The organism is Proteus sp. fly-1008 (assembly GCF_040140305.1).
In the GTDB taxonomy this organism is placed as follows: Bacteria; Pseudomonadota; Gammaproteobacteria; order Enterobacterales; family Enterobacteriaceae; genus Proteus; species Proteus vulgaris_B.
The window spans coordinates 88,630-113,080 of sequence record NZ_JBEEWH010000004.1 but is presented as its reverse complement, the minus strand read 5'-3'; the positions used below and the strand labels follow the sequence as shown (position 1 = coordinate 113,080).

The 24,451-nt window shown below is 35.8% G+C and carries 21 protein-coding genes and 1 pseudogene; 3 read left to right on the top strand and 19 right to left on the bottom strand.

All coding sequences use genetic code 11. The annotated features are described in order from the left end of the window. Positions 1-18: 18 nt before the first annotated feature. The 5 genes from uvrB to bioB all read right to left on the bottom strand — a co-directional run bounded on the left by uvrB (position 19) and on the right by bioB (position 6,114). Positions 19-2,028 (bottom strand): excinuclease ABC subunit UvrB, encoded by a 2,010-nt coding sequence (gene uvrB / locus ABN256_RS09025; protein ID WP_072070559.1) that lies wholly within the window; start codon positions 2,026-2,028, stop codon positions 19-21. Positions 2,029-2,498: 470 nt separating this feature from the next. After that, positions 2,499-3,182: a dethiobiotin synthase gene (bioD, locus tag ABN256_RS09020; RefSeq protein WP_196553396.1), complete on the bottom strand. Its 684-nt coding sequence runs from the start codon at positions 3,180-3,182 to the stop codon at positions 2,499-2,501. Then, entirely contained in the window at positions 3,175-3,939 is a 765-nt protein-coding gene (gene bioC / locus ABN256_RS09015; RefSeq protein WP_349439401.1) for a malonyl-ACP O-methyltransferase BioC, read from the bottom strand. Before bioC ends, bioD begins: the two co-directional genes overlap by 8 nt. After that, positions 3,914-5,077, bottom strand: a complete 1,164-nt coding sequence (gene bioF / locus ABN256_RS09010; RefSeq protein WP_349439400.1) for an 8-amino-7-oxononanoate synthase — start codon at positions 5,075-5,077, stop codon at positions 3,914-3,916. The genes bioC and bioF overlap by 26 nt, the downstream gene beginning before the upstream one ends. Beyond that, complete coding sequence (gene bioB / locus ABN256_RS09005; protein ID WP_349439399.1) at positions 5,077-6,114, bottom strand: biotin synthase BioB; 1,038 nt, start codon at positions 6,112-6,114, stop codon at positions 5,077-5,079. Before bioB ends, bioF begins: the two co-directional genes overlap by 1 nt. A 103-nt stretch (positions 6,115-6,217) precedes the next feature. Between bioB and bioA the strand changes: the two genes are divergently transcribed. Beyond that, a complete protein-coding gene (gene bioA / locus ABN256_RS09000) occupies positions 6,218-7,492 on the top strand; it encodes an adenosylmethionine--8-amino-7-oxononanoate transaminase (protein ID WP_349439398.1) in 1,275 nt (424 codons plus the stop codon). A gap of 51 nt (positions 7,493-7,543) precedes the next feature. Here the strand turns inward: bioA and pgl are convergent, their stop codons facing one another. Further along, positions 7,544-8,533 (bottom strand): 6-phosphogluconolactonase, encoded by a 990-nt coding sequence (gene pgl, locus ABN256_RS08995; protein ID WP_349439397.1) that lies wholly within the window; start codon positions 8,531-8,533, stop codon positions 7,544-7,546. Between the two features lie 149 nt (positions 8,534-8,682). On the opposite strand from pgl, the gene ABN256_RS08990 reads away from it, so the two are divergent. Beyond that, positions 8,683-9,504, top strand: a complete 822-nt coding sequence (locus ABN256_RS08990) for a pyridoxal phosphatase (RefSeq protein WP_340895669.1) — start codon at positions 8,683-8,685, stop codon at positions 9,502-9,504. A 76-nt stretch (positions 9,505-9,580) separates the two neighbouring features. Here ABN256_RS08990 and modC read toward each other — a convergent pair whose 3' ends face one another. The 4 genes from modC to ABN256_RS08970 form a co-directional block, all read right to left on the bottom strand. Then, entirely contained in the window at positions 9,581-10,645 is a 1,065-nt protein-coding gene (gene modC, locus ABN256_RS08985; protein ID WP_349439396.1) for a molybdenum ABC transporter ATP-binding protein ModC, read from the bottom strand. Beyond that, positions 10,639-11,331: a molybdate ABC transporter permease subunit gene (gene modB, locus ABN256_RS08980; RefSeq protein WP_006537607.1), complete on the bottom strand. Its 693-nt coding sequence runs from the start codon at positions 11,329-11,331 to the stop codon at positions 10,639-10,641. The genes modC and modB overlap by 7 nt, the downstream gene beginning before the upstream one ends. A 17-nt stretch (positions 11,332-11,348) precedes the next feature. Next, positions 11,349-12,119 carry a molybdate ABC transporter substrate-binding protein gene (gene modA / locus ABN256_RS08975; RefSeq protein WP_072070568.1) on the bottom strand — a complete coding sequence of 257 codons (771 nt, stop codon included), beginning with the start codon at positions 12,117-12,119 and terminating at the stop codon, positions 11,349-11,351. A 482-nt stretch (positions 12,120-12,601) separates the two neighbouring features. Then, on the bottom strand, positions 12,602-12,745 hold the full coding sequence (locus tag ABN256_RS08970; protein ID WP_071788544.1) for an AcrZ family multidrug efflux pump-associated protein: 144 nt from the start codon (positions 12,743-12,745) through the stop codon (positions 12,602-12,604). 159 nt (positions 12,746-12,904) lie between these two features. Between ABN256_RS08970 and modE the strand changes: the two genes are divergently transcribed. Further along, the gene (gene modE, locus ABN256_RS08965; protein WP_196553403.1) at positions 12,905-13,699 is read left to right on the top strand and encodes a molybdenum-dependent transcriptional regulator; all 795 of its coding nucleotides are present in this window, start codon (positions 12,905-12,907) and stop codon (positions 13,697-13,699) included. Positions 13,700-13,857: 158 nt separating this feature from the next. Here modE and ABN256_RS08960 read toward each other — a convergent pair. The 9 genes and pseudogenes from ABN256_RS08960 to ABN256_RS08920 all read right to left on the bottom strand — a co-directional run bounded on the left by ABN256_RS08960 (position 13,858) and on the right by ABN256_RS08920 (position 24,442). Beyond that, positions 13,858-14,348: pseudogene (locus ABN256_RS08960) on the bottom strand (contact-dependent growth inhibition system immunity protein). Positions 14,349-14,351: 3 nt separating this feature from the next. Next, positions 14,352-14,537: an endonuclease toxin domain-containing protein gene (locus ABN256_RS08955; RefSeq protein ID WP_196553404.1), complete on the bottom strand. Its 186-nt coding sequence runs from the start codon at positions 14,535-14,537 to the stop codon at positions 14,352-14,354. A gap of 108 nt (positions 14,538-14,645) precedes the next feature. Next, a complete protein-coding gene (locus ABN256_RS08950; RefSeq protein WP_196553405.1) occupies positions 14,646-15,245 on the bottom strand; it encodes a hypothetical protein in 600 nt (199 codons plus the stop codon). Between the two features lie 149 nt (positions 15,246-15,394). After that, on the bottom strand, positions 15,395-15,589 hold the full coding sequence (locus tag ABN256_RS08945) for a hypothetical protein (RefSeq protein ID WP_349439395.1): 195 nt from the start codon (positions 15,587-15,589) through the stop codon (positions 15,395-15,397). A gap of 6 nt (positions 15,590-15,595) precedes the next feature. Further along, a complete protein-coding gene (locus ABN256_RS08940) occupies positions 15,596-16,933 on the bottom strand; it encodes a DUF637 domain-containing protein (RefSeq protein ID WP_502929695.1) in 1,338 nt (445 codons plus the stop codon). A 100-nt stretch (positions 16,934-17,033) separates the two neighbouring features. Beyond that, positions 17,034-17,447 (bottom strand): hypothetical protein, encoded by a 414-nt coding sequence (locus ABN256_RS08935; protein ID WP_349439394.1) that lies wholly within the window; start codon positions 17,445-17,447, stop codon positions 17,034-17,036. Between the two features lie 57 nt (positions 17,448-17,504). Beyond that, positions 17,505-18,011, bottom strand: coding sequence for a contact-dependent growth inhibition system immunity protein (locus ABN256_RS08930; RefSeq protein ID WP_196553408.1), 507 nt, complete (start codon positions 18,009-18,011; stop codon positions 17,505-17,507). Between the two features lie 591 nt (positions 18,012-18,602). Then, entirely contained in the window at positions 18,603-19,109 is a 507-nt protein-coding gene (locus tag ABN256_RS08925; protein WP_196553409.1) for a contact-dependent growth inhibition system immunity protein, read from the bottom strand. Further along, a complete protein-coding gene (locus tag ABN256_RS08920; protein ID WP_349439393.1) occupies positions 19,109-24,442 on the bottom strand; it encodes a DUF637 domain-containing protein in 5,334 nt (1,777 codons plus the stop codon). Before ABN256_RS08920 ends, ABN256_RS08925 begins: the two co-directional genes overlap by 1 nt. Positions 24,443-24,451 lie beyond the last annotated feature (9 nt).

Here is a 24,451-nt window from a genome sequence, read left to right as displayed (position 1 = left end):
CTGGTTTAAATTCTGTTATTAAGAGTTCGCAATAAATTGAGCTCGCAACGCTTGTAGTTTATCTCGCGTACTTGCGGCTTTTTCAAACTCAAGATCTTTGGCATGTTGATACATTTCAGCCTCTAAACGCTGGATCTCTTTTTCTAGCTCAGCAGTCGATAATAATGGGTAATTTTCATGAATATCTTTTGCTTTATGCCCTTTCTTGTTACGACCTTGAGAAGGCTGGCCAATTTTAAGAATATCACCCACTTTTTTATTTAACCCTTTAGGTACAATGCCATGTTCAAGGTTAAATTGTTGCTGTTTCTCTCGGCGACGTTCAGTTTCACCAATTGCTTTCGCCATTGAGTCCGTAATTCTATCGCCATATAAAATCGCTTTACCTTCAAGGTTACGAGCTGCACGGCCGATAGTCTGAATTAATGAACGCTCTGAACGCAAGAAACCTTCTTTATCTGCATCCAAAATAGCAACCAAAGAGACCTCTGGCATATCCAATCCCTCTCGGAGTAAGTTGATACCGACTAATACATCAAACTCACCAAGGCGCAAATCACGAATAATTTCGACACGTTCAACCGTATCAATATCAGAGTGTAAATAGCGAACTCGCTCACCATGCTCTTCTAGATATTCTGTTAAATCTTCTGCCATTCGTTTTGTTAATGTGGTAACCAGTACACGTTCATTTTTTGCAGCACGAATACGAATTTCAGATAGTAAATCATCAACTTGTGTAGAAACCGGTCGCACTTCAACAATCGGGTCAAGTAAGCCTGTTGGTCTTACAACTTGTTCGACAATTTCATCACCTGATTTTTCAAGCTCATATTTACCCGGTGTTGCTGAAACATAAATTGTTTGTGGTGCTAACGCCTCAAACTCTTCAAAACGTAATGGGCGGTTATCGAGTGCCGAGGGTAAACGGAAACCATATTCAACCAAAGTTTCTTTACGAGAACGGTCGCCTTTATACATTCCACCAATTTGTGGAATGGTAACGTGTGATTCATCAATCACTAATAGACCGTTAGCAGGAAGGTAATCAAATAGGGTTGGTGGTGGCTCACCTGGCCCTCTACCTGATAGATAACGTGAATAGTTTTCGATACCTGAGCAATATCCCAGCTCATTCATCATTTCTAGATCAAATTGGGTGCGCTGTGTCACACGTTGTTCTTCAACAAGTTTATCATTCGCTAAAAGCACTTTGCGTCTCTCTGCAAGTTCTTTTTTGATTTCCTCCATTGCTTCAAGAATACGCTCGCGTGGGGTGACATAGTGCGTTTTAGGGTAAACGGTAAAACGGGGCACATTGTAGTGGATTTGCCCAGTTAAAGGGTCAAAGAGCGAAAGGCGTTCGACTTCTTCATCAAATAATTCAACACGTAAAGCGTAATCATCAGATTCAGCAGGGAAGATATCAATCACCTCACCACGGACACGAAATGTCCCGCGCTGAAAAGCTTGATCATTGCGAGTATATTGTAAATCAGCGAGACGCCGTAAAATCGCACGTTGGTCGATTATCATGCCGTTCGTCAGGTGAAGCATCATTTTTAAATAACTGTCAGGATCACCCAAACCATAAATCGCAGAAACGGATGACACCACAATCACGTCTTTGCGCTCTAATAAGGCTTTAGTGGCAGACAGACGCATTTGTTCAATATGTTCGTTAACTGAGGCATCTTTTTCAATAAAGGTGTCAGAACTTGGCACATAGGCTTCTGGCTGATAATAATCGTAATAAGAAACAAAGTATTCCACTGCATTTTCAGGAAAGAATTCTTTCATTTCACTGTAAAGCTGTGCTGCTAAAGTTTTATTTGGTGCAAGCACCATCGTAGGCCGATTTAAGTTGGCTATCACATTAGCAATAGTAAAAGTTTTACCTGAACCAGTTACCCCTAAGAGGGTTTGATGTGCAAGCCCATCGTCTAATCCTTCACAAAGTGAAGCAATAGCCGTAGGTTGATCGCCACCAGGCTTAAATTCAGAATGCAGTTTAAAAGCTTTGCTCATATTTTCTTCTCCTCGCTGACACTCCTTATGATACTGGATAAAAATCCAGCTTCAATCTCTATCTACTAAAATTTGTTTGAATAATTAGCATAAGTTATCCCCAGTTTCGGAACTAGAATTTTTTCAAAAAGCAAGCCCCTATTTTGTGAATTATTCAAAGAGACACGTCAACAACATCCGCTCTATTGATTTTATTTAATTAATTGATATATAAGAATTAAAAATAAAAGTTGAGAATAACGCCAATCTTTAGCAATGCCTTGTATTCTCTCTATTCAGAGTATTTTTATAATGGTAATACACAAGGTTATCCACAGGAATAGTGGATAACTACACAAAGTTGTTATCTCTCGGTAGGTTACGTCTTTTTTTCCAGCTTAAAATATCCCTCAAAATCGGAGAAATTTATTTTTTTTATTTTTTTATTGATATAAGAAATAGACTTTGATCATTTATCCAATAATGGCTTATCAACCTAGTTTTAAACAAGAAAGATCGAGGTAAGACGTAAAATCATGCTCTTTTACTTCATTTAAATAGGGTATTTTGCCTAAGAATGGTGCTTTAATATGTTGCTTTAATGTTGCCAGATATTCCTTCTGATATCGCCCTGCGGGTTCAACTTCATTGGCAACCCACCCCGCCAATGTTAAACCAGACTGAATAATTGCTTGTTGCGTTAATAACGCATGATTAATACAACCCAATTTAACACCTACCGTTAAAATAACGGGAAGCTGTTCACTAATAACCCAATCAGAAAAAAATTGCTTTTCTGATAGTGGCGTAAACCAACCACCAGCCCCTTCAACTAAAATCCAATTAGCTTGCTGTTTTAAGTAAGATAAGCCTTCTGACATCACATTAAAATCAATAGGTTGATGCATCTCTTGACTGATAATATGAGGAGATGTTGGCGTTTCAAAACAATAAGGATTCACACGATGGTAATCTAACTTTACCGTACTGAATTTTTGCAATGTTAGTGCATCTGAATTACGTAAACCTTCATTTAGCCACTCACTTCCCGAAGCAACAGGTTTGTAGCCCGCAGTTTGATATCCTTGATGCGTAGCACATTGTAATAGAGCACTACTTACCACGGTTTTACCTACTTCTGTATCTGTACCTGTTAAGAACACTATTTTAGCCATGTGATATTTTTCCTATAACAATTTGATAGGTAAGTACATATTTACCTGAATCTGTTTTCCATACCTTTTCTAGTGCACGAAATTTTTGTCGCGTCATTAACCCTTTTTGTCTATCACCTTGTACAAAATTGGCACCAACACCCTTTAAAGAAGCAAACAACGCATGTAATGAATCATAGTGTTCCGTGACAGTTTCAGTAGAAAATTGGCAATGAAAACCACAACACGCTTTCTCAATATCATGAAGTGATAAAAAAGGATTAACATGCGGGTGGTTATCAATAAATTGCCAAGCGTCTCTGACTTCTTGCAGTGTCAACGTAGCGAGTGTTGAGAAATAAAGTGCTCCTGTTTTATTTACTACATTCATGAGTGAATTAATCGCAACGGATAAATCATCGCACCATTGCATCGCTAAATTGCTAAACACGATATCCACACTTTGTGGCATAATTGCACAATGCTCTATATCACTTTGTAGATAATCATTTGCCCGTTGTTGTTGTTTTGCCACTTGTAGCATCTTATGTGATAAATCAAGTGCAATAACAAAGTATCCGCGTTGTTTCCATTTTTGGCTGAAATACCCTGTTCCGCATCCTGCATCTAAGACAATATTGCCACTATCATAACGCGCTAAATCCATTAATTTATTGCCACTGTAGCGCTGAATATTGGCGTGATTATCATAATGAATAGCCGCTTTACCAAATATTTGGGCTATACGTTGTTTATCTGTTTTGACTAAAGAATGCATGAAGCGTCTCGATTAACAGCTTAATATCTGAAAGGTGGTGGCGAGTGGTTAACGTTATTCGTAAACGTGCGCTATGAGGTGGAACTGTAGGTGGAAAGATAGATTTTACCCAAAGCCCTTTAGATTGCAGATAATCTGAAAGTGTTTGGCATAATTGTTCATCACCAATAATTAATGGCTGAATAGCTGTTTGTGAAGGTAATAATTTAATAGGAAGCGACATAACACCTTGACGAAAGGTATCAATTAATTGTTGAAGGTATGCTCGCTCGCCATCAGCTTGCTTAATCATATTTAATGCTGAATGTAACGCGACTGCCTGTGCAGGTGGCATTGAGGTACTATAAATAAGGTGACGAGCGTATTGTTCAAAAAATTCCGCTGTTGGCTTGTTACAAAGCACTGCCGCCCCACTGATACCAAAAGCCTTACCAAAAGTCACCACTAATAACTCAGGTTTGATACCCGATTTATCACAACTGCCTCGACCTTCTTTACCTAAAACACCAATACCGTGTGCATCATCGACCATTAACCATGCATCATGTTGTCGGCTTATTGTTGCTATTTCTGTTAATGGTGCTTGATCTCCATCCATGCTAAATACCCCTTCTGTAACCACCAAGGTTTTACTAGCTGACGTTTTATTAAGTCGTTGAGATAAAGAGTCAAAAGAATTGTGTAAAAAACGCCATAATGTAGCTGGTGATAATACAGCGGCTTCCATTAACGAGGCATGGCAAAGTTTATCCGCAATAATGGCATCGTCTTTTTCAAGTAATGCCGAAATAACGCCTTGATTGGCACTGTAACCTGATGAAAATAACAATGCATTATCGTAACCTAGCCAATCTGCTAGATGTTGTTCTAATTGTGCATGCGCTTGTGTAAATCCGGTGATATGTCCTGATCCACCGCTACCTACACCGTACTCATCAGCGCCTTGCTGCCATGCTTTAATAACATCCGCATGCTGGCTAATACCTAAATAATCATTGCCTGAAAAATTAAGGTACTTTTCACCTGATATTGTGATCAAAAAACGCCCATCTACTCGTTTGATCACTTTGCGTTTTCGCCATAATGGCGTATTTCTACGCTCATTAAGTTGCTCATTTAAATAGGTTTGCCAACTCATTACAGTGCCGCGTTATAAAATTGTTCAGTGTCTTTATTAGCAACTGCTTGTATTAAAGCTTCTTCTTGCTGATTGTCGCCCATAGATACTGCTAATCGTTCAGGATTTAAGCCTAATTTACGGAATAATTGGTGGTCTTTATCTTCAGTTGGATTAGTTGTTGTTAATAATTTGCAACCATAGAAAATAGAGTTCGCCCCAGCCATAAAGCAGAATGCTTGTGTTTGTTCACTCATTTGCTCACGACCAGCAGAAAGGCGAACATAAGAGCGTGGCATCATGATACGAGCAACGGCGATAGTACGAATAAAATCAAAAGGATCGACATCTTCATTATCAGCCAATGGCGTACCTTTGATTTTGGCTAACATATTAATTGGTACACTTTCTGGAGGTTGTGGCAAATTAGCTAATTGTACCAACATTGCGGCTCTGTCTTTCACTTCTTCACCCAAACCTAAAATTCCGCCAGAGCAGACTTTAATGCCTGCATTGCGGACTTTATCGAGTGTATCTAAACGATCTTGGTACGTTCGCGTTGTCACAATGCTGCCGTAAAATTCAGGTGAGGTATCGAGGTTATGGTTATAAAAATCTAGCCCCGCATCAGCTAATCTATTAGCTTGTGAATCATCTAACTTACCCAGTGTCATACAAGTTTCCATACCTAATGCTTTGACTTCTTTCACCATCTGTTCAAGGTAAGGCATGTCACGTTCATGCGGATTTTTCCAAGCAGCTCCCATACAAAAACGCGTTGAACCAGCCGCTTTTGCTTTTTTTGCTGATTCAATTACTTGCAGCACTTCCATTAAACGTTCTTTTTCTAATCCCGTTTTATAGCGCGCACTTTGAGCACAATATTTACAATCTTCAGGACAAGCCCCTGTTTTGATAGAAAGCAACGTACTGACTTGGATCTGTGAAGGATCAAAATGTTGACGATGCACTTGTTGCGCTTGAAAAACCAAATCTAAAAATGGCATATCAAACAATGCTCTGGCTTCTTTTAATGTCCAGCGTTTTAGTGTGCTCACAATACAATCTCCTATTTAAAAGTGATTGCCAGTTTAAATAATAGGGTTATCATGTCAACTAAAATTGATCACCATTGGTTTACATGATTAAGTGAAAAATAGAATGACACCTGAAGATATCGCTTTTGATTTACGCCACATTTGGCATCCATACACCTCGATGAGTAATCCGTTACCTGCTTACCCTATCGTCAGTGCAAAAGGCGTTGAACTAGTCTTGGCTGATGGTAGAAAACTGATAGATGGAATGTCTTCATGGTGGGCAGCAATTCATGGATATAATCATCCTGAGCTTAATAATGCGGTTACTACACAACTAAGCAATATGTCTCATGTAATGTTTGGTGGCATTACTCATCCTCCAGCAGTATCACTTTGTCGAAAATTATTAGCAATAACACCTGAGCCTCTTGAATGCATATTCTTAGCGGATTCAGGTTCGGTTGCCGTTGAAGTCGCACTGAAAATGGCCTTGCAATATTGGCAAGCTAAAGGAGAAAAACGTCAACGTATTGTGGCGTTAAAACAGGGATATCATGGTGATACCTTTGGCGCAATGTCAGTGTGTGATCCGAATAACTCCATGCACAGTCTTTATAAAGGCTACTTGCCTAATCACCTATTTGTTGATGCGCCTCAAACAGGCTTTTATGAACAGTGGAACCCAAGTGATATCAATTCATTACGCTCAACATTAGAACAACATCACCACGAAATTGCGGCAGTAATGCTTGAGCCTATTGTTCAAGGCGCGGGTGGAATGCGGATTTACCATCCTGAATATTTAAAACACACAAGAGCACTGTGTGACGAGTTTGATGTACTACTCATTGCCGATGAAATAGCCACTGGTTTTGGCCGAACAGGTAAACTTTTTGCCTGTGAACACGCTGGAATTTCTCCTGATATTATGTGTGTAGGTAAAGCATTAACAGGTGGATATATGACGTTATCGGCAACCTTAACCACGCGCCATATTGCAGAAACCATAAGCCAAGGCGATGCAGGATGCTTTATGCATGGTCCTACTTATATGGGAAATCCTTTAGCTTGTGCTGTTGCAGATGCCAGTTTATCTCTATTAGCAAAAGGCGATTGGATAAACCAAGTTGAACGACTAGAAGCACAACTTAAAAAAGAGCTATTACCACTAAAGCAGGTAAAAAGTGTCAAAGATGTGCGGGTTTTAGGGGCGATTGGTGTGGTCGAAATGAATGAGCCCGTCAATATGGCAAAACTACAAAAAATCTTTGTAGATGAAGGGGTTTGGATCAGACCTTTTGGCAAGCTGATTTACATTATGCCGCCATTTATTATGCCACCAGCAAACCTCTCTAAACTCACTCAAGCTATTGAGAAAGTGGTTCATCTTTCATAAAGAATTAAACCTCTAGCGATAAAATATTTCGCTAGAGGTTTAAAGTGACTTTTATTTTGTCACAACAGTAACCCACATAGCACCTTTGCCTACTGGGTAACACGCTAATTCAGTTAAAGCGCCAGTGTGTTTATCAATACGAGAAACAGACGCAAAATCTGATTTTTGGCCACAAGAAATCAGGTAATTTCCTGTATTATCAAGATTAAAGCCACGAGGCTGTGTTTGTGTAGGGTAATAACCCACAGGTTGCAAATAATCGCCCGCTTCTGAAATTGTCATCGCACAAATAAAGCTTTCAGAACGTTCGCTTGCATAAAGAAAACGGCCATCGGGTGTAATATGAATATCTGACGCCCAACGAGTACTGTTGAAAGTTTCAGGGACGATATCCACCGTTTGCATTAAACGATATAAATCCCCCATACGACGATATACATTGATTGTCGCATCTAATTCATTAAGGCAGTAAAACACATCACCATTAGGATGGAATACCATATGACGAGGACCTGCATTTTGTGCTGTTGTTAGCTCTTCAGTACCCGCTTCTGTTAAACGACCGTCTTCTGATAAATCAAATAAACGAATATGATCTTCACCTAAGCAAGGCACAATCAGTTGTTTATTATTCCAATCAATATTAGATGAATGAGGCTTATTTAAGCCTTCAATAATTTGAATAGGTGATTGGGGGATCCCCTGCGCATTAATAGGCAAAACAGCTAAATTACCTTGATGATAAGAAGGAACAAACAAAAATCGCCCCGTTTTATCTAAGCATAAATGAACAGGTGTACTTGGAATGGAAGTGATAGCCTTTTGCTCTAACTGACCATCGACAGCAATCGCAAATGTCACCACACTAAAATGAGGACGAATACCTACATAAAGGTATTTTCCATCAGCGCTTGCAATCATGGGTTGCACTTGCCCTGCAACCTCAACAACCTGCAATAAATCCATTTCACCTTCGGTGTTTAACGCATAAACATGAATTTGCTGACTCTCTGGACTTGCTACGTAGACTACCTGTTTCATTCCTTCTCCTTAAAATCCATTACCCATTGATTTATAAAGAATAATAGAAAAACCAACGTTTGATTGTAACGATTAAGCTAGTTTATCTTTTATTGGTTAACGTGTAACATCAACACCATTGCATCTTAATACTATCAAGGGGCTTATTTATGTCATATCGCGTTATTGCTTTGGATCTTGATGGCACACTGCTTGATGACCAAAAACGTATCCTGCCAGAATCTTTAGAAGCACTCAATCTTGCAAGAAAGGCAGGTGTTAAAGTTTTAATTGTAACAGGTCGTCATCATGTTGCTATTCATCCATTCTATCAAGCACTCGATCTTGATACCCCTGCGATCTGCTGTAATGGAACCTACCTTTATGACTATATTGGTAAAAAGGTACTGGAATCCGATCCATTAACCACTCAAGAAACCAGCGCAGTATTAGATCTCGTTAAACAAACAGATGTACATCACTTAGTTTATGCTGATGATGCAATGATGTATGACCAACTATCAGCCCCTGTGCAGCGTACTTTAAAATGGTCAGAAACATTACCCACTGCACAGCGTCCAAACTTAATTAAAGTCGATGATTTCTATAAGGCCATGCATGATGTTAATGCCATTTGGAAAATAGCAACAACAACACCTGATCACGATGAATTACGCGCTTTAGTTGAAAAAATTGAGCAACAAGTCGGTTTAGAGTGCGAATGGTCTTGGGTTGATCAAGTTGATATCGCCAAAAAAGGCAACAGTAAAGGCCACCGTTTACAACGCTGGGTTGAAGCGAATGGCATGAATATGAGTGATGTTATTGCCTTTGGTGATAATTTTAATGATCTTAGCATGCTAGAACATGTTGGCTTAGGTGTTGCAATGGGTAATGCCTCTGACGAAGTAAAAGCTCGCGCTAAAATGGTCACCAAAGTGAATTCACAACCGGGTATTGCAGAAACTATTCATAAATATATTTTGTCTTAGTCTTATTTTTACCTCACCCAAAAGAAAAAGACCTCATTTAAAATAAGGTCTTTTTCTCGATAAATATAACTGATAATCAAAGATGGCGACTTAGCGAAATACTCTTAATTTGCGCATAAAGCCATTGCCCTTCTTGAATATTCAACTCATCTTTTGCCCAAGGCGTGATCCTTGCCCATAAATAATTACCGTCATTGACAAGTTTCACATCAACTTGGCCATCATTTTTAATGGTTTCAACCACTTTCATATGCAAAATATTACGAATACTGCTATTTGAAGGACGAGTGGTAGTCAGTGACACATCAGAAGCATCAATACGCACACGCACATCGCGACCAATTTTAGTCTCGATTTGAGGCAACCACAGCACTTGATTACCAAAAGCGGTTGCTGTCATATCGTAATGACTATGGTGTTCGACTACCATCACATTAGCGATACTACTTAATGTCTCTTTTTGTAACCACGGGCGTAATGCACTACTTGCCCATACATCTTCCAGCTTACCTGTTGCCTTGATTTTTCCTGCATCCATCACAATGACATTATCAGCAAGTCGAATAATTTCATCAAGACTATGACTTACATACAAAATCGGAATTTGTACATCTTGTGAGAGCTTTTCTAAATATGGCAGTAACTCGCGTTTACGCGGTAAATCAAGCGAAGCCAAAGGCTCATCCATCAACATAATATCAGGCGCTGTTAACAACGCTCGCCCTATGGCAACACGCTGTTTTTCACCGCCTGATAAGGTGATAGGAAACCGAGAGAGTAAATGACCAATCCCTAATAAATGAATAATGCGATCAAACTGAACTTTCATTGTTGGCGACATACCGTAAAGCAGATTTCCTCTTACGGTGTAATGAGGAAACAGTCTGGCATCTTGGAATACATAACCCACTTTACGTTTTTCAGGTGGCAGATAAATTTTCTTTTCAGTATCAACCAGTGTGTGATTATTTAATACAATCCGACCTGAATCGGGTTTGGTTAAACCGCCAATCACATTAATTAGGGAAGTTTTACCCGCCCCAGATAAACCAAAGACTGCGGTAATACTTTCTGTTGGCAGTTCAGTATTGACTTCCAGACGCAGTGATCCTAGCGTCTGTTTAAAATTCATCTCTAGCATACGCCCCCCAATCTTTTACGCCCCCAACGAGTTAGCCACTCTGAAGCCATTAAAGAGACGAGCGCCAAAATAATTGCAATAACACATAAACGGGCGGCATCCATTTCTGCGCCCGGTGTTTCAATCAAGGTATACATTGCCAGAGGAATAGTTCTTGTTTCCCCAGGAATATTGGAGACGAAAGTGATTGTTGCGCCAAATTCTCCCAATGAGCGCGCAAATGCCAACACAATTCCTGCGATGATCCCTGGCATAGACAAAGGTAACGTTATGGTAAAAAAGACGCGTAATGGTGAAGCCCCAAGGGTTCTTGCCGCTTGTTCCATACGCTGATCGACAGCCTCTAATGCTAATCTGATAGCCCTTACCATTAGTGGAAATGCAACGACTGCAGATGCAAGTGCTGCGCCTCGCCAACTAAATGTAAAGCTAAAACCAAACCAGTCATACAACCATTCACCAATAAATCCACGTCTTCCCATACTGATCAGTAAAAGATAACCGACCACAACAGGAGGAAGAACTAAAGGTAAATGGATAATGCTATCAAGCAATGATTTACCGGGAAAACGTACCCTAACTAAAAGCCAAGCCATAAAAATACCAAAAGGTAGACTGATAATAACCGCAACAGTCGATACCTTAAGGCTTAGTATAATGGCTTGCCATTCGTATTCACTTAACATCTCCAAAAGTATAATTCCTACAGTGGGCTAAAGCCGTATTTCTTAAAGATTTCTGCGGCTTGAGGTGTTTTCAGATAGTCATAAAAATCACGAACTGCTTTATTGTCCTGACCTTTTACAACTGCCATTGGATACTCAACAGGTTTGTGGCTATCAGCTGGGAATACGCCGACCACTTTCACTTTATCACTCGCAACCGCATCAGAACCGTATACGATACCTAATGGTGCTTCATCACGTTCCACCAACGCCATACCGCTACGTACGTTATTAGTTCGAGCCATTTCTGGGCTTACTGTGTCCCATGCACCTAAATATTCTAATGATTCTTTCGCATAGATACCAACAGGCACATGATCCGGATCGCCAACCGCTAGTTTTCCGCCATTAAGTAAGGATTTCCATTTGGTTTCCTTATTAATAACAACGTCATTTAATTGACTATCTTTAGGGGCAATAAGCACTAAATCATTACCTAATAGTGTATGACGTGAATCTGCAACCATTAAATTCTTATCGATTGCGTAGTCCATCCACTGCTGGTCTGCTGAAATAAACAGATTTGCAGGTGCGCCTTGTTCAATTTGACGAGCTAGCGTTGAAGAAGATGCATAAGACGCAACAACTTCAGCTTGTTTCTCTTGCTTATATTGTGCCGAAATTTCATTAAGAGCATTGGTAAGAGAAGCGGCAGCAAATACCGTTACTTTTTCCGATGCAAAACTTTGGCTTACTAAAGCAAAAGAGATAACTGCGCCAGCAAGTAGCTTGCCTGATAATTTTTTCATGTTCTAATTCCACTTAAATTAAAGGATGACACGCTGTATATATCAAGATACAGCGTAAATTGAAAGGATTAGATGCTAGAAACTGGTTATATATCAATAAATATAACCATTAAAAAGAAACAAAAAATGGAGATAGAGATAGAGAAATCTACATACTCTAAATAATTCAAGTTACAGCTAGGCGATGAGTGACAAACAATCTACAACTTAAAGTATAACCAGTAGATACTCTAAATAATTCAAGTCACAGCTAGGCGATGAGTGACAAACTATCTACAACTTAAAGTATAACCAGTAGATACTCTAAATAATTCAAGTCACAGCTAGGCGATGAGTGAATGAGTCGCTAGGAGCATACATAAGTATGTGACTAGTGCGAATGAGCGTAGTCAACAACGCTGTGGCTTGAAGTATGACGAGTATCGTGAGTAAAAAAATAGCCCTTCAAGATAAAGGGCTATTCTAAATCAGGGAGGGAGAAATTATGATTTTTTGTCTGCTTTTGGCTGACTTGGTGAAATCAAGTTAAACACTTCACCTAAACCATAAATAATGCCCATAATCAGTACCATTACAACAGGTACCATCAAGAGAGCAAACCCTAAACTTTTCAACAATTCAAGCATGATAACCTCTTTATCATGGTATATTCGGAAAGCCAGAGTTGGCATTTCTTCACGAATGACGAATAATAACGCTATAGATGTATATATTCTAGAGAATTATCGCTTTGTGTCGGCACAAAAAATGCGATAAACACACAAAAAAAGAAGAAGCCTATCATTATGCAAGCAGAAATATTATTAACTCTTAAACTTCAAGATAAGCTCTTTGCCGATCCTCGTCGCGTAGCATTGTTAAAACAGATCAAGGCGACGGGTTCAATTAGCCAAGGGGCAAAAATGGCGGGCATTAGTTATAAAAGTGCTTGGGATGCCATTAATGAAATGAATCAACTCGCAGACGAGCTTCTTGTTGATAGAGCAACAGGCGGTAAAGGTGGCGGAGGTGCAACTCTCACTCATTATTGCGAGCGCTTACTACAACTTTACGATCTGTTAGGTCAAATCCAGCAAAAAGCCTTTGATGTATTGAAAGATGATTCACTCCCTCTGGATAGCCTTTTAGCGGCTATTTCTCGTTTTTCATTACAAACCAGTGCCAGAAACCAGTTTTTCGGCACCATTATTGAGCGTGATAACCTTCAAGTTCAACAACATGTTAATGTTCAACTTGCTGATAAAAAGACCATTATTCGAGCTGCACTAACTGAAAAAAGTGCTGATCGCCTAGGACTTAAAAAAGGTAAAGAAGTACTGATTTTAATTAAGGCACCTTGGGTCAATATTGAAAAAGGCGACACATCTTTAACGCAACATTATGACAACGCGCTTTCAGGCACACTCACTCAAATTGAGACGGGTAGTGAAAACAGTGAATTAGTGGTGACATTAGAAGGCGGACAAGAAGTTTGTGCAACCTGTTCTAATCAGCATGTTAAAGAGCAAAAACTGCATATTAATGACAGCGTAACCGCTTTATTTAATGCTGATCAGGTGATTGTCGCAACACTGTGTTAATCATTAATATGATTGCTTTTAAATAAAAAATAAAACCATCACTTAGTTATTATTTTAGAAATAATATTAAGTGATGGTTTTTAATTGATTAAATTATATAAAGTTACCTTACACTTGGTTGATATAAGGTAATTTTAATATCCATTTAAATTTTACGACTAATACAACATGTAAAAGCTTCTTTTATTGAAGCACCTAACCTCGTCACTACAATTGGTTTTCAATGTAATAATTGCACTATCAGGTATTCCCTCACCTACCCAATGATCCATACGTAAATGGTTTTGAGGCTTAATAATAATTTCATTACCTATAAAGCTTAAACCACATAAGTTCATATTTTCAAATAGAGCTGTTTTATTTTTATAACTATATTCTTTAATTATTTTTTTATCCACTCTGAATAAGATTTTTTATCATTATACATCTCATTACATTCTTGTGAGTTACTTTCTATTTTTCTACTATTACTTAAAGAAACTTTTGAATAATAACCTAACTTATCATCAGTGATATTTTTAGATAAAACGTTATATCCATTTTTAAAATCCACAAAGTGGATATAGCACCCAGAGATAGTTACTATAATATAGTAATCATAATTAAAGTAAATATCTGTATATAAATTATATCCCTTCGATATAATCATTAACTACTCCTCAATTACAGTAATATTAATCTTAATATTTTTTGATGATGCATTTTTAATTGAATTATTAATTACATCCCATTGTTCTTTGTTTGTTCTTGCAGGAACACCTAATTCTAGAGTTTTTGATTTAACATCACTTGGTAAAATCTCAGCTCTTCCCCTTCTTTCTCCCGAATATTTATCCATTTAAGTATTTATAAATAAAACCACTACCTAGTTATTATTTTTAAAATAATATTAAGTAATGGTTTTGGCTTGATTAATATTTCTATTAAAAATTAGTAGCTAATTTATTTACTCTGAATACATACAAGTAAAATAATCGCTAATTTTATTGTTATCGAGCAATCTATCTTTGGTAAAATCAAGAATATCAGAGACGACAATATATTTTCTTAGCTCTTCAGGAATATCCTCTATCGTTACATAAATAGTAGGAACAATAAAACGAAAATAGTCACCCATTTTGGTTTTACCTTCATAGCCTACTGGATGATCTTCATATAATTCATTAAGGGCTTCAAAAAGAAACATTCCCATTTTAGCCCCGATTCCCGCATCACAATGATCCCCATCCCACTTTTTAAATTCAAAATCAAATTCTTTTATTATTTTTGATTTATCATGTTTTCTATAAGTATAACTTGAACATAAATCAATAATATAGTTAGGCTTCTTATTTATTTTATTGTTGTATTTTTCTGATTCACCATCAATATATTCAGATAAGTAATCTAAATATAATTTAATATCAGGTATCGATAATAGTACTTTAGGTAACCACCCACTATTATTATTATACATTTTTGCTAGATACCCTTGATTATCCATGGCAACCCATGCATACGTATAAGATGAACCTGGCACCCATTCTGGGCTTAGAGGTAAAACCATATATCCTCATTTTAATTGATAGGCCCATCCCATCGTAATTGATGACGTAATTCATCAGGGACCAAATTAAATAACATTTTAATATACTTTATATTGCCATCATATAATATACTTATTTTTGAACTGCATTTTTCAGTATATGTTTTGGCTTAAAAATTTAAAAATGAAATATCACTTTCATCAAAATCTTGATTAAGTATTTTTTTTGGTAAATTATGAATTAACTGTAATTCATAATAACAAGATTTATCCTTTGCTTTTGCTATCATTCCTCTAGACTGAATATTTCTTAATTGAGGTAAAATCCAATACATCATATCTATATATATTTCATTTTTAGTCATATATTCTCACTTTATTTTTCTTACAGGTAATGGTTTTGAATCAACTATAGGATTGTCTATTTTAGTCCAGCTTCCATTATCTAACAATTGATTAATATATTTTATTTCTCCTATTTCATTATATATTTCCACTGCAGCAACCATCCTATGGTTGCCTTCCGTTACATAATAAACACCCTTTTTGTCTATATAACCAGCAATAATACCTGATGGAGCTTTATAGCTATAAAAGTTTTTAAGCATATCAGCTTTTATTAAATCAACTGCATCAGGATCACTTAATCCTACTTGTCCACTTTTTATAGAAGAAATCAATTTATTTCTTGTAGTAATTTTAGCTGATGTCTTAGCTATAAGCTGAGAACTTCCTTTCGCAACTCCAACACCACCAGCAAATAAACCTACAAGATCAAAAATGAGTTTTCCACTTTCAACACCCGCATTAAATGAACCAGATACACCTGCTTTTTGATATTCTGCCTCCAGCTTTTCAATACGATCGATATACGATTGTTTAACCGCTTGAGTTAATGTATCGAAAGCATTATCACTTTGAATAACCGCTTTGATAGCTTGGTATGTTTCTAACGGATTTGTAGCAAGAGAAGCGAGCCCTTCAATCGTTTCATACAATCCTGTTGGTATACCTGCTATAAGACCTGCATTAAACCCTGTATCTTGTCCTATATCTACTGATAGCCATTTAAGATAAATTGCTGTCTTTTTAAAATAATTAGTTTCAGTAGATAATTCTTTCTCCATTAACTTTTGCTGATGGTGAGAGAGATAATTGTAACGGAAACTATTTTCAGCTCCTCTTGCACCGCTATACACACCACCAGGCTCACCAGTAAAAATACCGCCTGCTATACCACCGAATAACCTAACAAATTGAGCTTGTGATTCTGATTTTTTATGCCACTCCTCAACCTTAATAGTGTTATCACCCAACGAAATAGCCGCAATTTCAGCGGCCAAACCACCTATAATTGCACCTTTAACATTTCCTCCACTAATTTGGGCAGATAAACCAGATAATGTTGCATGACTTAACACCTTTCCTGCATGCCCTAATACAGCGCCATTATTACCAATTAAATTGGCGCCTTCTGCATGGAATTGACTGCCAATATTGCTTAATAGCGCGGTTTTAAAATTATCAATAAAACTGCCGCCTTGAATGGCAGTACCGAGGGTTGAACTGACGACTGAATGCGAGGCAACACGCTGGGCAACTTGATTCCATGTGGCGTTATCAGTAAGCAATAACTTGCCTGTTGAGGGTAAAGACACCGCAGCTTGCGATACTAAAGAGGCAAAACCGTTAATGCCTGTTCTAGTGATTGTTCTTTTTGGGCTTTAATATCCGCAGTTATGCCGTTTGGGACATCAATTGTGATGCTTTCCACCAATATAAAGTTCAGATAATTATTGCTATTCTTTATTAATTATTAACATGATTAGTTTTATTAAAAAATAAAACTAGATAAGTTAATAAAAATAGATGTTGCGTTTCTGACTCTATCGAAAAAAAGAAAGGTTTTTGATCTAATAAATCGTGTTTTTGTATGCCACAAAGCTCAGAACAACTACCTATTTGAAACTGTACATGATCTCTAACAGAGAAACTATTACGGTAAAATAACAACGAGGAATCACCAAAGAAACCACCACTGCAACGCCCCATGCAATTCAAAAAGTCATATAGCTGACCAGCTACTTTAATATCATAAAGACGTTCAATTTTCTTTATCTCATCATCAGAATACCCCTTTATTTTATGAATATTGATAGGAAGCTCTGGATAGATAGAATGTAAATCATTTATTAATTGATTATTACTCATAGATAAATTCATATAATAAAAAATCACCTTATCCATAATTAGCATAAAGTGATTTTATTTAGTATCTATTTAAACTCTACGACTAATACAACGCGTAAAAGCTTCTTTTATTGAGGCACCTAAAACCTCGTCACTACAATTGGTTTTTAATGCAATAATTGCACTATCGGGTATTCCCTCACCTACCCAATGATCCATACGTAAATGGTTTTGAGGCTTAATAATAATTTCATTACCTATAAAGCTTAAACCACATAAGTTCATATTTTCAAATAGAGCTGTTTTATTTTTATAACTATATTCTTTAATTATTTTTTTCACCCACTCTGAATAAGATTTTTTATTATTATATATCTCATTAAATTCTTGTGAGTTACTTTCTATTTTTCTACTATTAATTAAAGAAATTTTTGAATAATGACCTAACTTATCATCAGTGATATTCTTAGATAAAACGTTATATCCATTTTTTAAATCCATAAAGTGGATATAGCATCCCGAGATAGTTACTATAATATAGTAATCATAATTAAAGTAAATATCCGCATATAAATTATAGCCCTTCGATATAATCATTAACTACTCCTCAATTACAGTAATATTAAACCTAATATTCTTTGAAGATGCATTTTTAATTGAATAGCTAATTATTTTCCATTGATTAATTCCTGTCATTCAGTAGTTTATAATCATCTTTACTTCCCTTTTTATAAACAACTTAGATAATTATCGTTAAATAAAAAACCATCACCTAATTGTCATATTAAGCAATAGTTTTTGGATTAAATAATTTTCTCATTAAAATTTAGTAACTAAAATTATTTTGAGTACATACGAGTAAAATAATCATTAATCTTATTATTATCGAGTAATCTATCTTTAGTAAAATCAATATTATCAGAGACTACAACATATTTTCTTAAATCTTCAGGAATATCTTCAATCGAGGCATAAATACTAGGGACAATAAAACGAAAATAATCACCAATTTTATTTTCTCCTTCATACCCTACTGGGCGGTACTCATATAATTCATTAAAAACTCAAAAAAGAAAAATTCCTATCAATTCAATTAAAAATCAAATTAAAAACATTTAATTATTTATTGCCTAATAATTCACATATATATTATATTTCAATTATACAAAAATACTCACTTTCATTAAGTTAAAATCTCTTCGTAGTACACCGACTAAATGCAAGCCGAATACCCAAACCTATCTCATCAGATGAGCTATCTAGCGATAAAATAACCTTATGGGATGCCCCTATTCCTTCCCATCCTTCAAGACTTGAATGGTGAGAAGGTGAAATTAATATTTTGTTATTATAAAGATAAACAGAACAATTTAGCATATTAGCTAAAAGTTGACGTTTTGAGCGATAGTTATATTTATACTGTAATAATTCTAGCCATGAATCCCAGTTTTTTTTTATATTTTCCTTTTTAAAGAGTTTGTCATATTCCTCATCTTTGAGCTGAGTTCGACTATTCTCTAAAACTTTAATTAAACTTTCGCCAAGCTCCTTATTTGAACATGTTAAAGAAAGTATAATTGATGAAAAATTAGGATCGAGTGTCATTAGCCCATAGCCAGATTCCGTATTTAAGCAAAAAAATTTATCTGTCATTACTATCAAAGCACAATACTCATTATCGTTAATAAACGTCATCATTTTACCTGCGTTATTTTTACTTCAATATTCATACTTTCTCCATAAGCTACCGCACGATTAATTTCAATCCATTGGGCCTTTGTTGTCGATTGTGGTACAGCAAGCCAAATTTCTCGTTTTGCTATCATTTCTGAATGTAAATTAACTCCTGACAATCTATAACCTTCAAATTTTGCAGCATCATCTATATTACCTTTAATTGTATTATAAATTTGTTTTGGTCGATTAAGTTTACTCATCGTTTGAGTATCTAGGCTTTTTGCACTTATTGCTACTTTATCTTTAGCAATATAAAAATCAAATGTTTTAAAATTTTTTGGCAATCTAGTGTGAACAGGTAAGCTTTTCGCAATAGAGTTTTCCCATGACATTCCTTGTGTATTTATATTTCCTCCCCCAGAAGACCATTTCATACCAATTTCAGAAGCAGAAATTGTTTTACTTGCTGAATTTCTACCAAAATATCTAATAGCAAAATCGCTTAATTCTTTAACTAAAAAACCAGCACTAACAAGAAAAAACTGGTTATCTGGCTCTGAGATCCACGATGAAAACTTTAACCAAGAAGGAGTGTTTACATCTATTTTATCTAAATCTTGCGAATTCCAATATTGAACATATTGTTTAGCTATCTCAGTTTGCATTGTATCAGCACCAAGATAGCTAGCCCAATATGGTCTTTTAGTTAATTCAAGTGCATTTTCAATTCTTTTTTTCTTGATCTCTATAACTGCTAACGGATTAGTATTTAATTCAACATCTAGTTTTAAACTATTTTCATTGCTAAAAACTGTATATTTGTCGATTATCTTTGATAGGCATTCAGCATTAGACCCACATTTATGTATTTCTCGATCGAAATCCATCGAAATATCATGAAATAAATGGTTGAAACGGAATATATTCTCAGCTGAACTAGCACCACTATATACACCACCTGGCTCACCAGTAAAAATACCGCCTGCTATACCACCGAATAACCTAACAAATTGAGCTTGTGATTCTGATTTTTTATGCCACTCCTCAACCTTAATAGTGTTATCACCCAACGAAATAGCCGCAATTTCAGCGGCCAAACCACCGATAATTGCACCTTTAACATTTCCTCCACTAATTTGTGCAGATAAACCAGATAATGTTGCATGACTTAACACCTTTCCTGCATGCCCTAATACGGCACCGTTATCACCAATTAGATTGGCGCCTTCGGCATGAAATTGACTGCCAATATTGCTTAATAGCGCGGTTTTAAAATTATCAATAAAACTGCCGCCTTGAATTGCCGTACCCAGTGTTGAGCTAACAACTGAATGTGAGGCGACACGCTGGGCAACTTGATTCCATGTTGCGTTATCAGTAAGCAGTAACTTACCTGTTGAAGGTAAGGTTCCTCCTTGGATTGCCTGATCCCAACCCATAAATTGGTCAAGACCTTGCAATGCCCCTGCAACCACCATACTGGTAACAACAGACTTGACAGTGTCACTACGACCGAGTGACTCCAAAGTTTTAGAAATATTGCCTTTGTTCTCAGCTAAAGACACCGCAGCTTGCGATACTAAAGAGGCAAAACCTGCTTGTGCTGCAACCGATGCTGTTGAAGCCACACTGGCTGATGCACCTGCCGCAATGGTGGCTTCACTTGCCATTCCACCAATGGTTGCCGCCGTTGCAGTACCGTAAGTGGCAACCCCTACCGCGATAGCAATAACCGCACCAATAACAGGATTTAATTGCTGAGTTTTATCATCCCAACTGGAATAAGTGTCTTTCACTAAATTCCAATTAACGTTCTTATGGTGTTGAAGATCACTCAACCAAGCATATTCTGGTGTATTACTTAAAACGGTTAATGCTTTTTCTAGTGATTGTTCTTTCTGGGCTTTAATATCCGCAGATATGCCTTTGGGGGCATCAATAGTGAGCTTTCCGCCAATATAGAGCTCAGGTAATACCCATATTCCTTTGGTGTATCCCTGATCACGCTGAGTAATATAAATATCTTTTGAATTAGTAATAACTTGTTTAAATGCCGTATTTTTTACTGCTTTAAAATTAATTTTTCCTGTTTTGCTGGTTAATTTTGCATTCTTCGCTGTTTCTAGTTTGCTTGCTTCTAAGGTAATATCATCTTTAGCAAATAAGTTAATATCGCTATTTGCAATAAATTCGGTAACTTTATTATTGGTATTATAAAATGTTTTCGTATATTTCTTTTTAGTCGTACATAAAGTCCACCAATTACATTTTTTCTTTTCCTCTTCGTAATAACTTGATTCTTCCATCGCTTGTGCATAAAGAAATCCACCTTTAGCAGCGATATCCATCTCTTTATTTACCGTTAATTTTGATGCCTGAAATAAAATACTGCCTTCAGATAATAGTGTTAGATTATTGCCACTATTAATTTCAGTGCTAACTTGTTTGCGAAGCTCTTCTAAGTCAGAACCCGACTCTTTACGAAAATGTGTTCTTACTGATCCTAATTGAATATTGCCACCACTGGATATCGTAATATCACCCTCTGATCTAAGTGAACTTCCTTCTGTGATTAATGTGCCTGATGACGCAATAGAAATACCTTTATTTCCCGTAATAGCGGTTGTGGCATACTGAATATCTTGTGCATCTTCATCGGGATCTTTTATAGCAGAATAAGCGTTTGTACCCAGTTTTATATTTCTACCTGCTAATACAACTGCTTTATCTTTTGAATTTAATATTGTTGAACTTAAATCAATATCACGAGCGGCATTTAAAATAAGATTATTATCTGAAAATAATTTAGATTGTAATTGGGGGTAATAAACATCACTGAAGAAAGGATCGGCTTCTTTTATTGATTTAGAGGCAAGGAAAATATCTTGTCCTGCATTAAAGGTTATGGCTTTATCACTATGATATTTTATTCCTTGACTAATAATATCTTTACCGGAAGTGAATGTAATATCACCTCGCGTTTTCCAGCTTTCCGTTTTTGATAATACAGGTTCTTGAGTATATAAATGGAAATATGGTAATATCTTAAAAAGTTCTGATTCATTTCTCTGGATTTTTATATCACCAGATGAAATTAAATTGAAAGAGTTAGCATTATTAACCTCAATATTATTAAAAGTAGTATTCTCTCCAGACTGAAATAACATAGAATTATAAACATTAATAACAGGAGGAGTTGAAATATTATTTTCATTAAATGCAGAAGTAGGATTTAATGTATAATCAATGTTTCCATTTTTAGCAAGAACAACACCGTCTTTTGCTGTTAAATCTACTTGGCTAAGTGCTATATTTTTATTGGAAATTAAGTTTAATGATTTTTTAGATGAGAGATGTGAATCTTTTACTATAAGATCTCCACTAGAAATAACAGATAGATCATTATTTGATTTTATATTTGACGATACGTTAATAGAACTAGAATTAAGCAGTATATTACTAGCTAAAACATTGTATCCTGAGTGTGATTTATTTATTATTTTTTTTATTTTAGAATATTGAAATGGTACTTTAGTTTCTATATTTATAGAGTTTTTAAAATCTAAAACCAAATTACCCTTCGCTATAATATATTCATTATTTTTTTCAAATTTAAAATTATAACTATGAATATCAGTGGAAACATATGGTATATATATATATTCTTTTCTATAATTTGATTTCTCAACCTGATTATTAGGGATCTCAAATAGAGGATTTATTTCTGGAAGAATACCACTATTTTTATATATTACCCATTTATCTAACTGGCCTATTGAACAATCTAAAAAATAAGCATCCTTACCAGTTAAAATAGAATTATTATTTGCCAAAATATATGATTGATAATTTGATATACTATTAGATTGAATATATAAATTATTACCAGAGATAATTTTAGAACCAATATAACTTGAAATTAAATCTACTTTTTTCCTCTCACTATTTATACCATAATCATCATTTAAATTTGCCACCCCAAACCATTTTTTTCTTCTCTCATCTATTAACTCAGGTATGTAAGCAATAATATATGCTTCATAATTACCCTGGGAAAAACTGCTACTAGGATAAGGTGGAATAAATTGATTTCTAACACTATAAAATTTTTTAGAATCAGGCTCTTGTTTAATCTCTTTAAATAAAGGTGTAATAGATTCATTGACCAACTTCTTTGTTCTAATAATCAAATCACCCTTTTCTGTTTTTATAATGGCTGATTGATTTTCAATTAAAGTGCTAGGATCACCCTGTGCATTTTTTTGTATCCATAAGTTATCTTTTGCTTGAACTAGTGCCTTTTCACCTTTATTAGTGAGTTTATCTGCAAATAAACGCATATCTTTTTCTGAGATAATTTCACTATGATTAGCTAGCGCATGAGTTGCTAAAGTTATATCCCTTTTTGCTTTTAACTTTGCATTATTATTAATTTGTAGTTCTTTACTGCTAACATTAATATCTTGCTCTGATTGAATATCGCCATTAAATATAACTTTTCCATCAACCGTTAAATTCACACTGTTTTGATTTGTATGAATATCACTTAAATTAACACCAACACCCTTTTCTGTGCTGACTAGTCGTATTTGATTGGCATACATTCCTCCCAGCGCTTTAGTATCAATCGAGATTGTTGGCTTTATGTCTTCTCCAGTAAGGCTGTTTACCGTTCCTTTTTCAAAATCAATACGGTTATTGCCTTGCATTAAAGAAAGAGTTTTAGCGTTAATTTTTCCATTTAACTCAATACTGCGGCTAATAATGTCGGCATAATTCTGAGCTTGGAGATCTATACCTTGCGTGCCAATAACAACACTGCCTTTTTTCACTTCTATTGCTGAATAAGCACCTTGAGAGCTAAATTGAGGTTTTCCTGTCGTAAGTGTAATTGCTGGGGTATTAATAAACGAACAGCCATCACAAGTGATACCATTTGGATTGGCAATAACAACTTTCGCTTGTTCACCTGCAACTTCTAATTTACCTAATAACTGTGAATGTCCATTTCCTACTACTTCATTAATAATTAAATGCGCTGCATTACCTTTTAAATGGGTATTAGCATTCACTTGTTTGGCTAATTGAGTATTAACAGGCATTGTTGCATTATTAAGTACAACACCTTGTTTACCAACATTAAAAGAGTGAAATTGATTATGAGAAACACCAGTATCATTAGGTGTTGCAATATTAATAATAGGAACGGTATTTTGCTGACTTATTTTTATTGTTTTATCAATTGGAGTAATTGCAGAACTCCAAGCGGGATGTAATGGATAAATAGCTGTTAGATAAATGATGCTATAGCTAATTAAACGCTGTTTTTGAGAAATATCCTTTTCGTGCATAAAAAAACT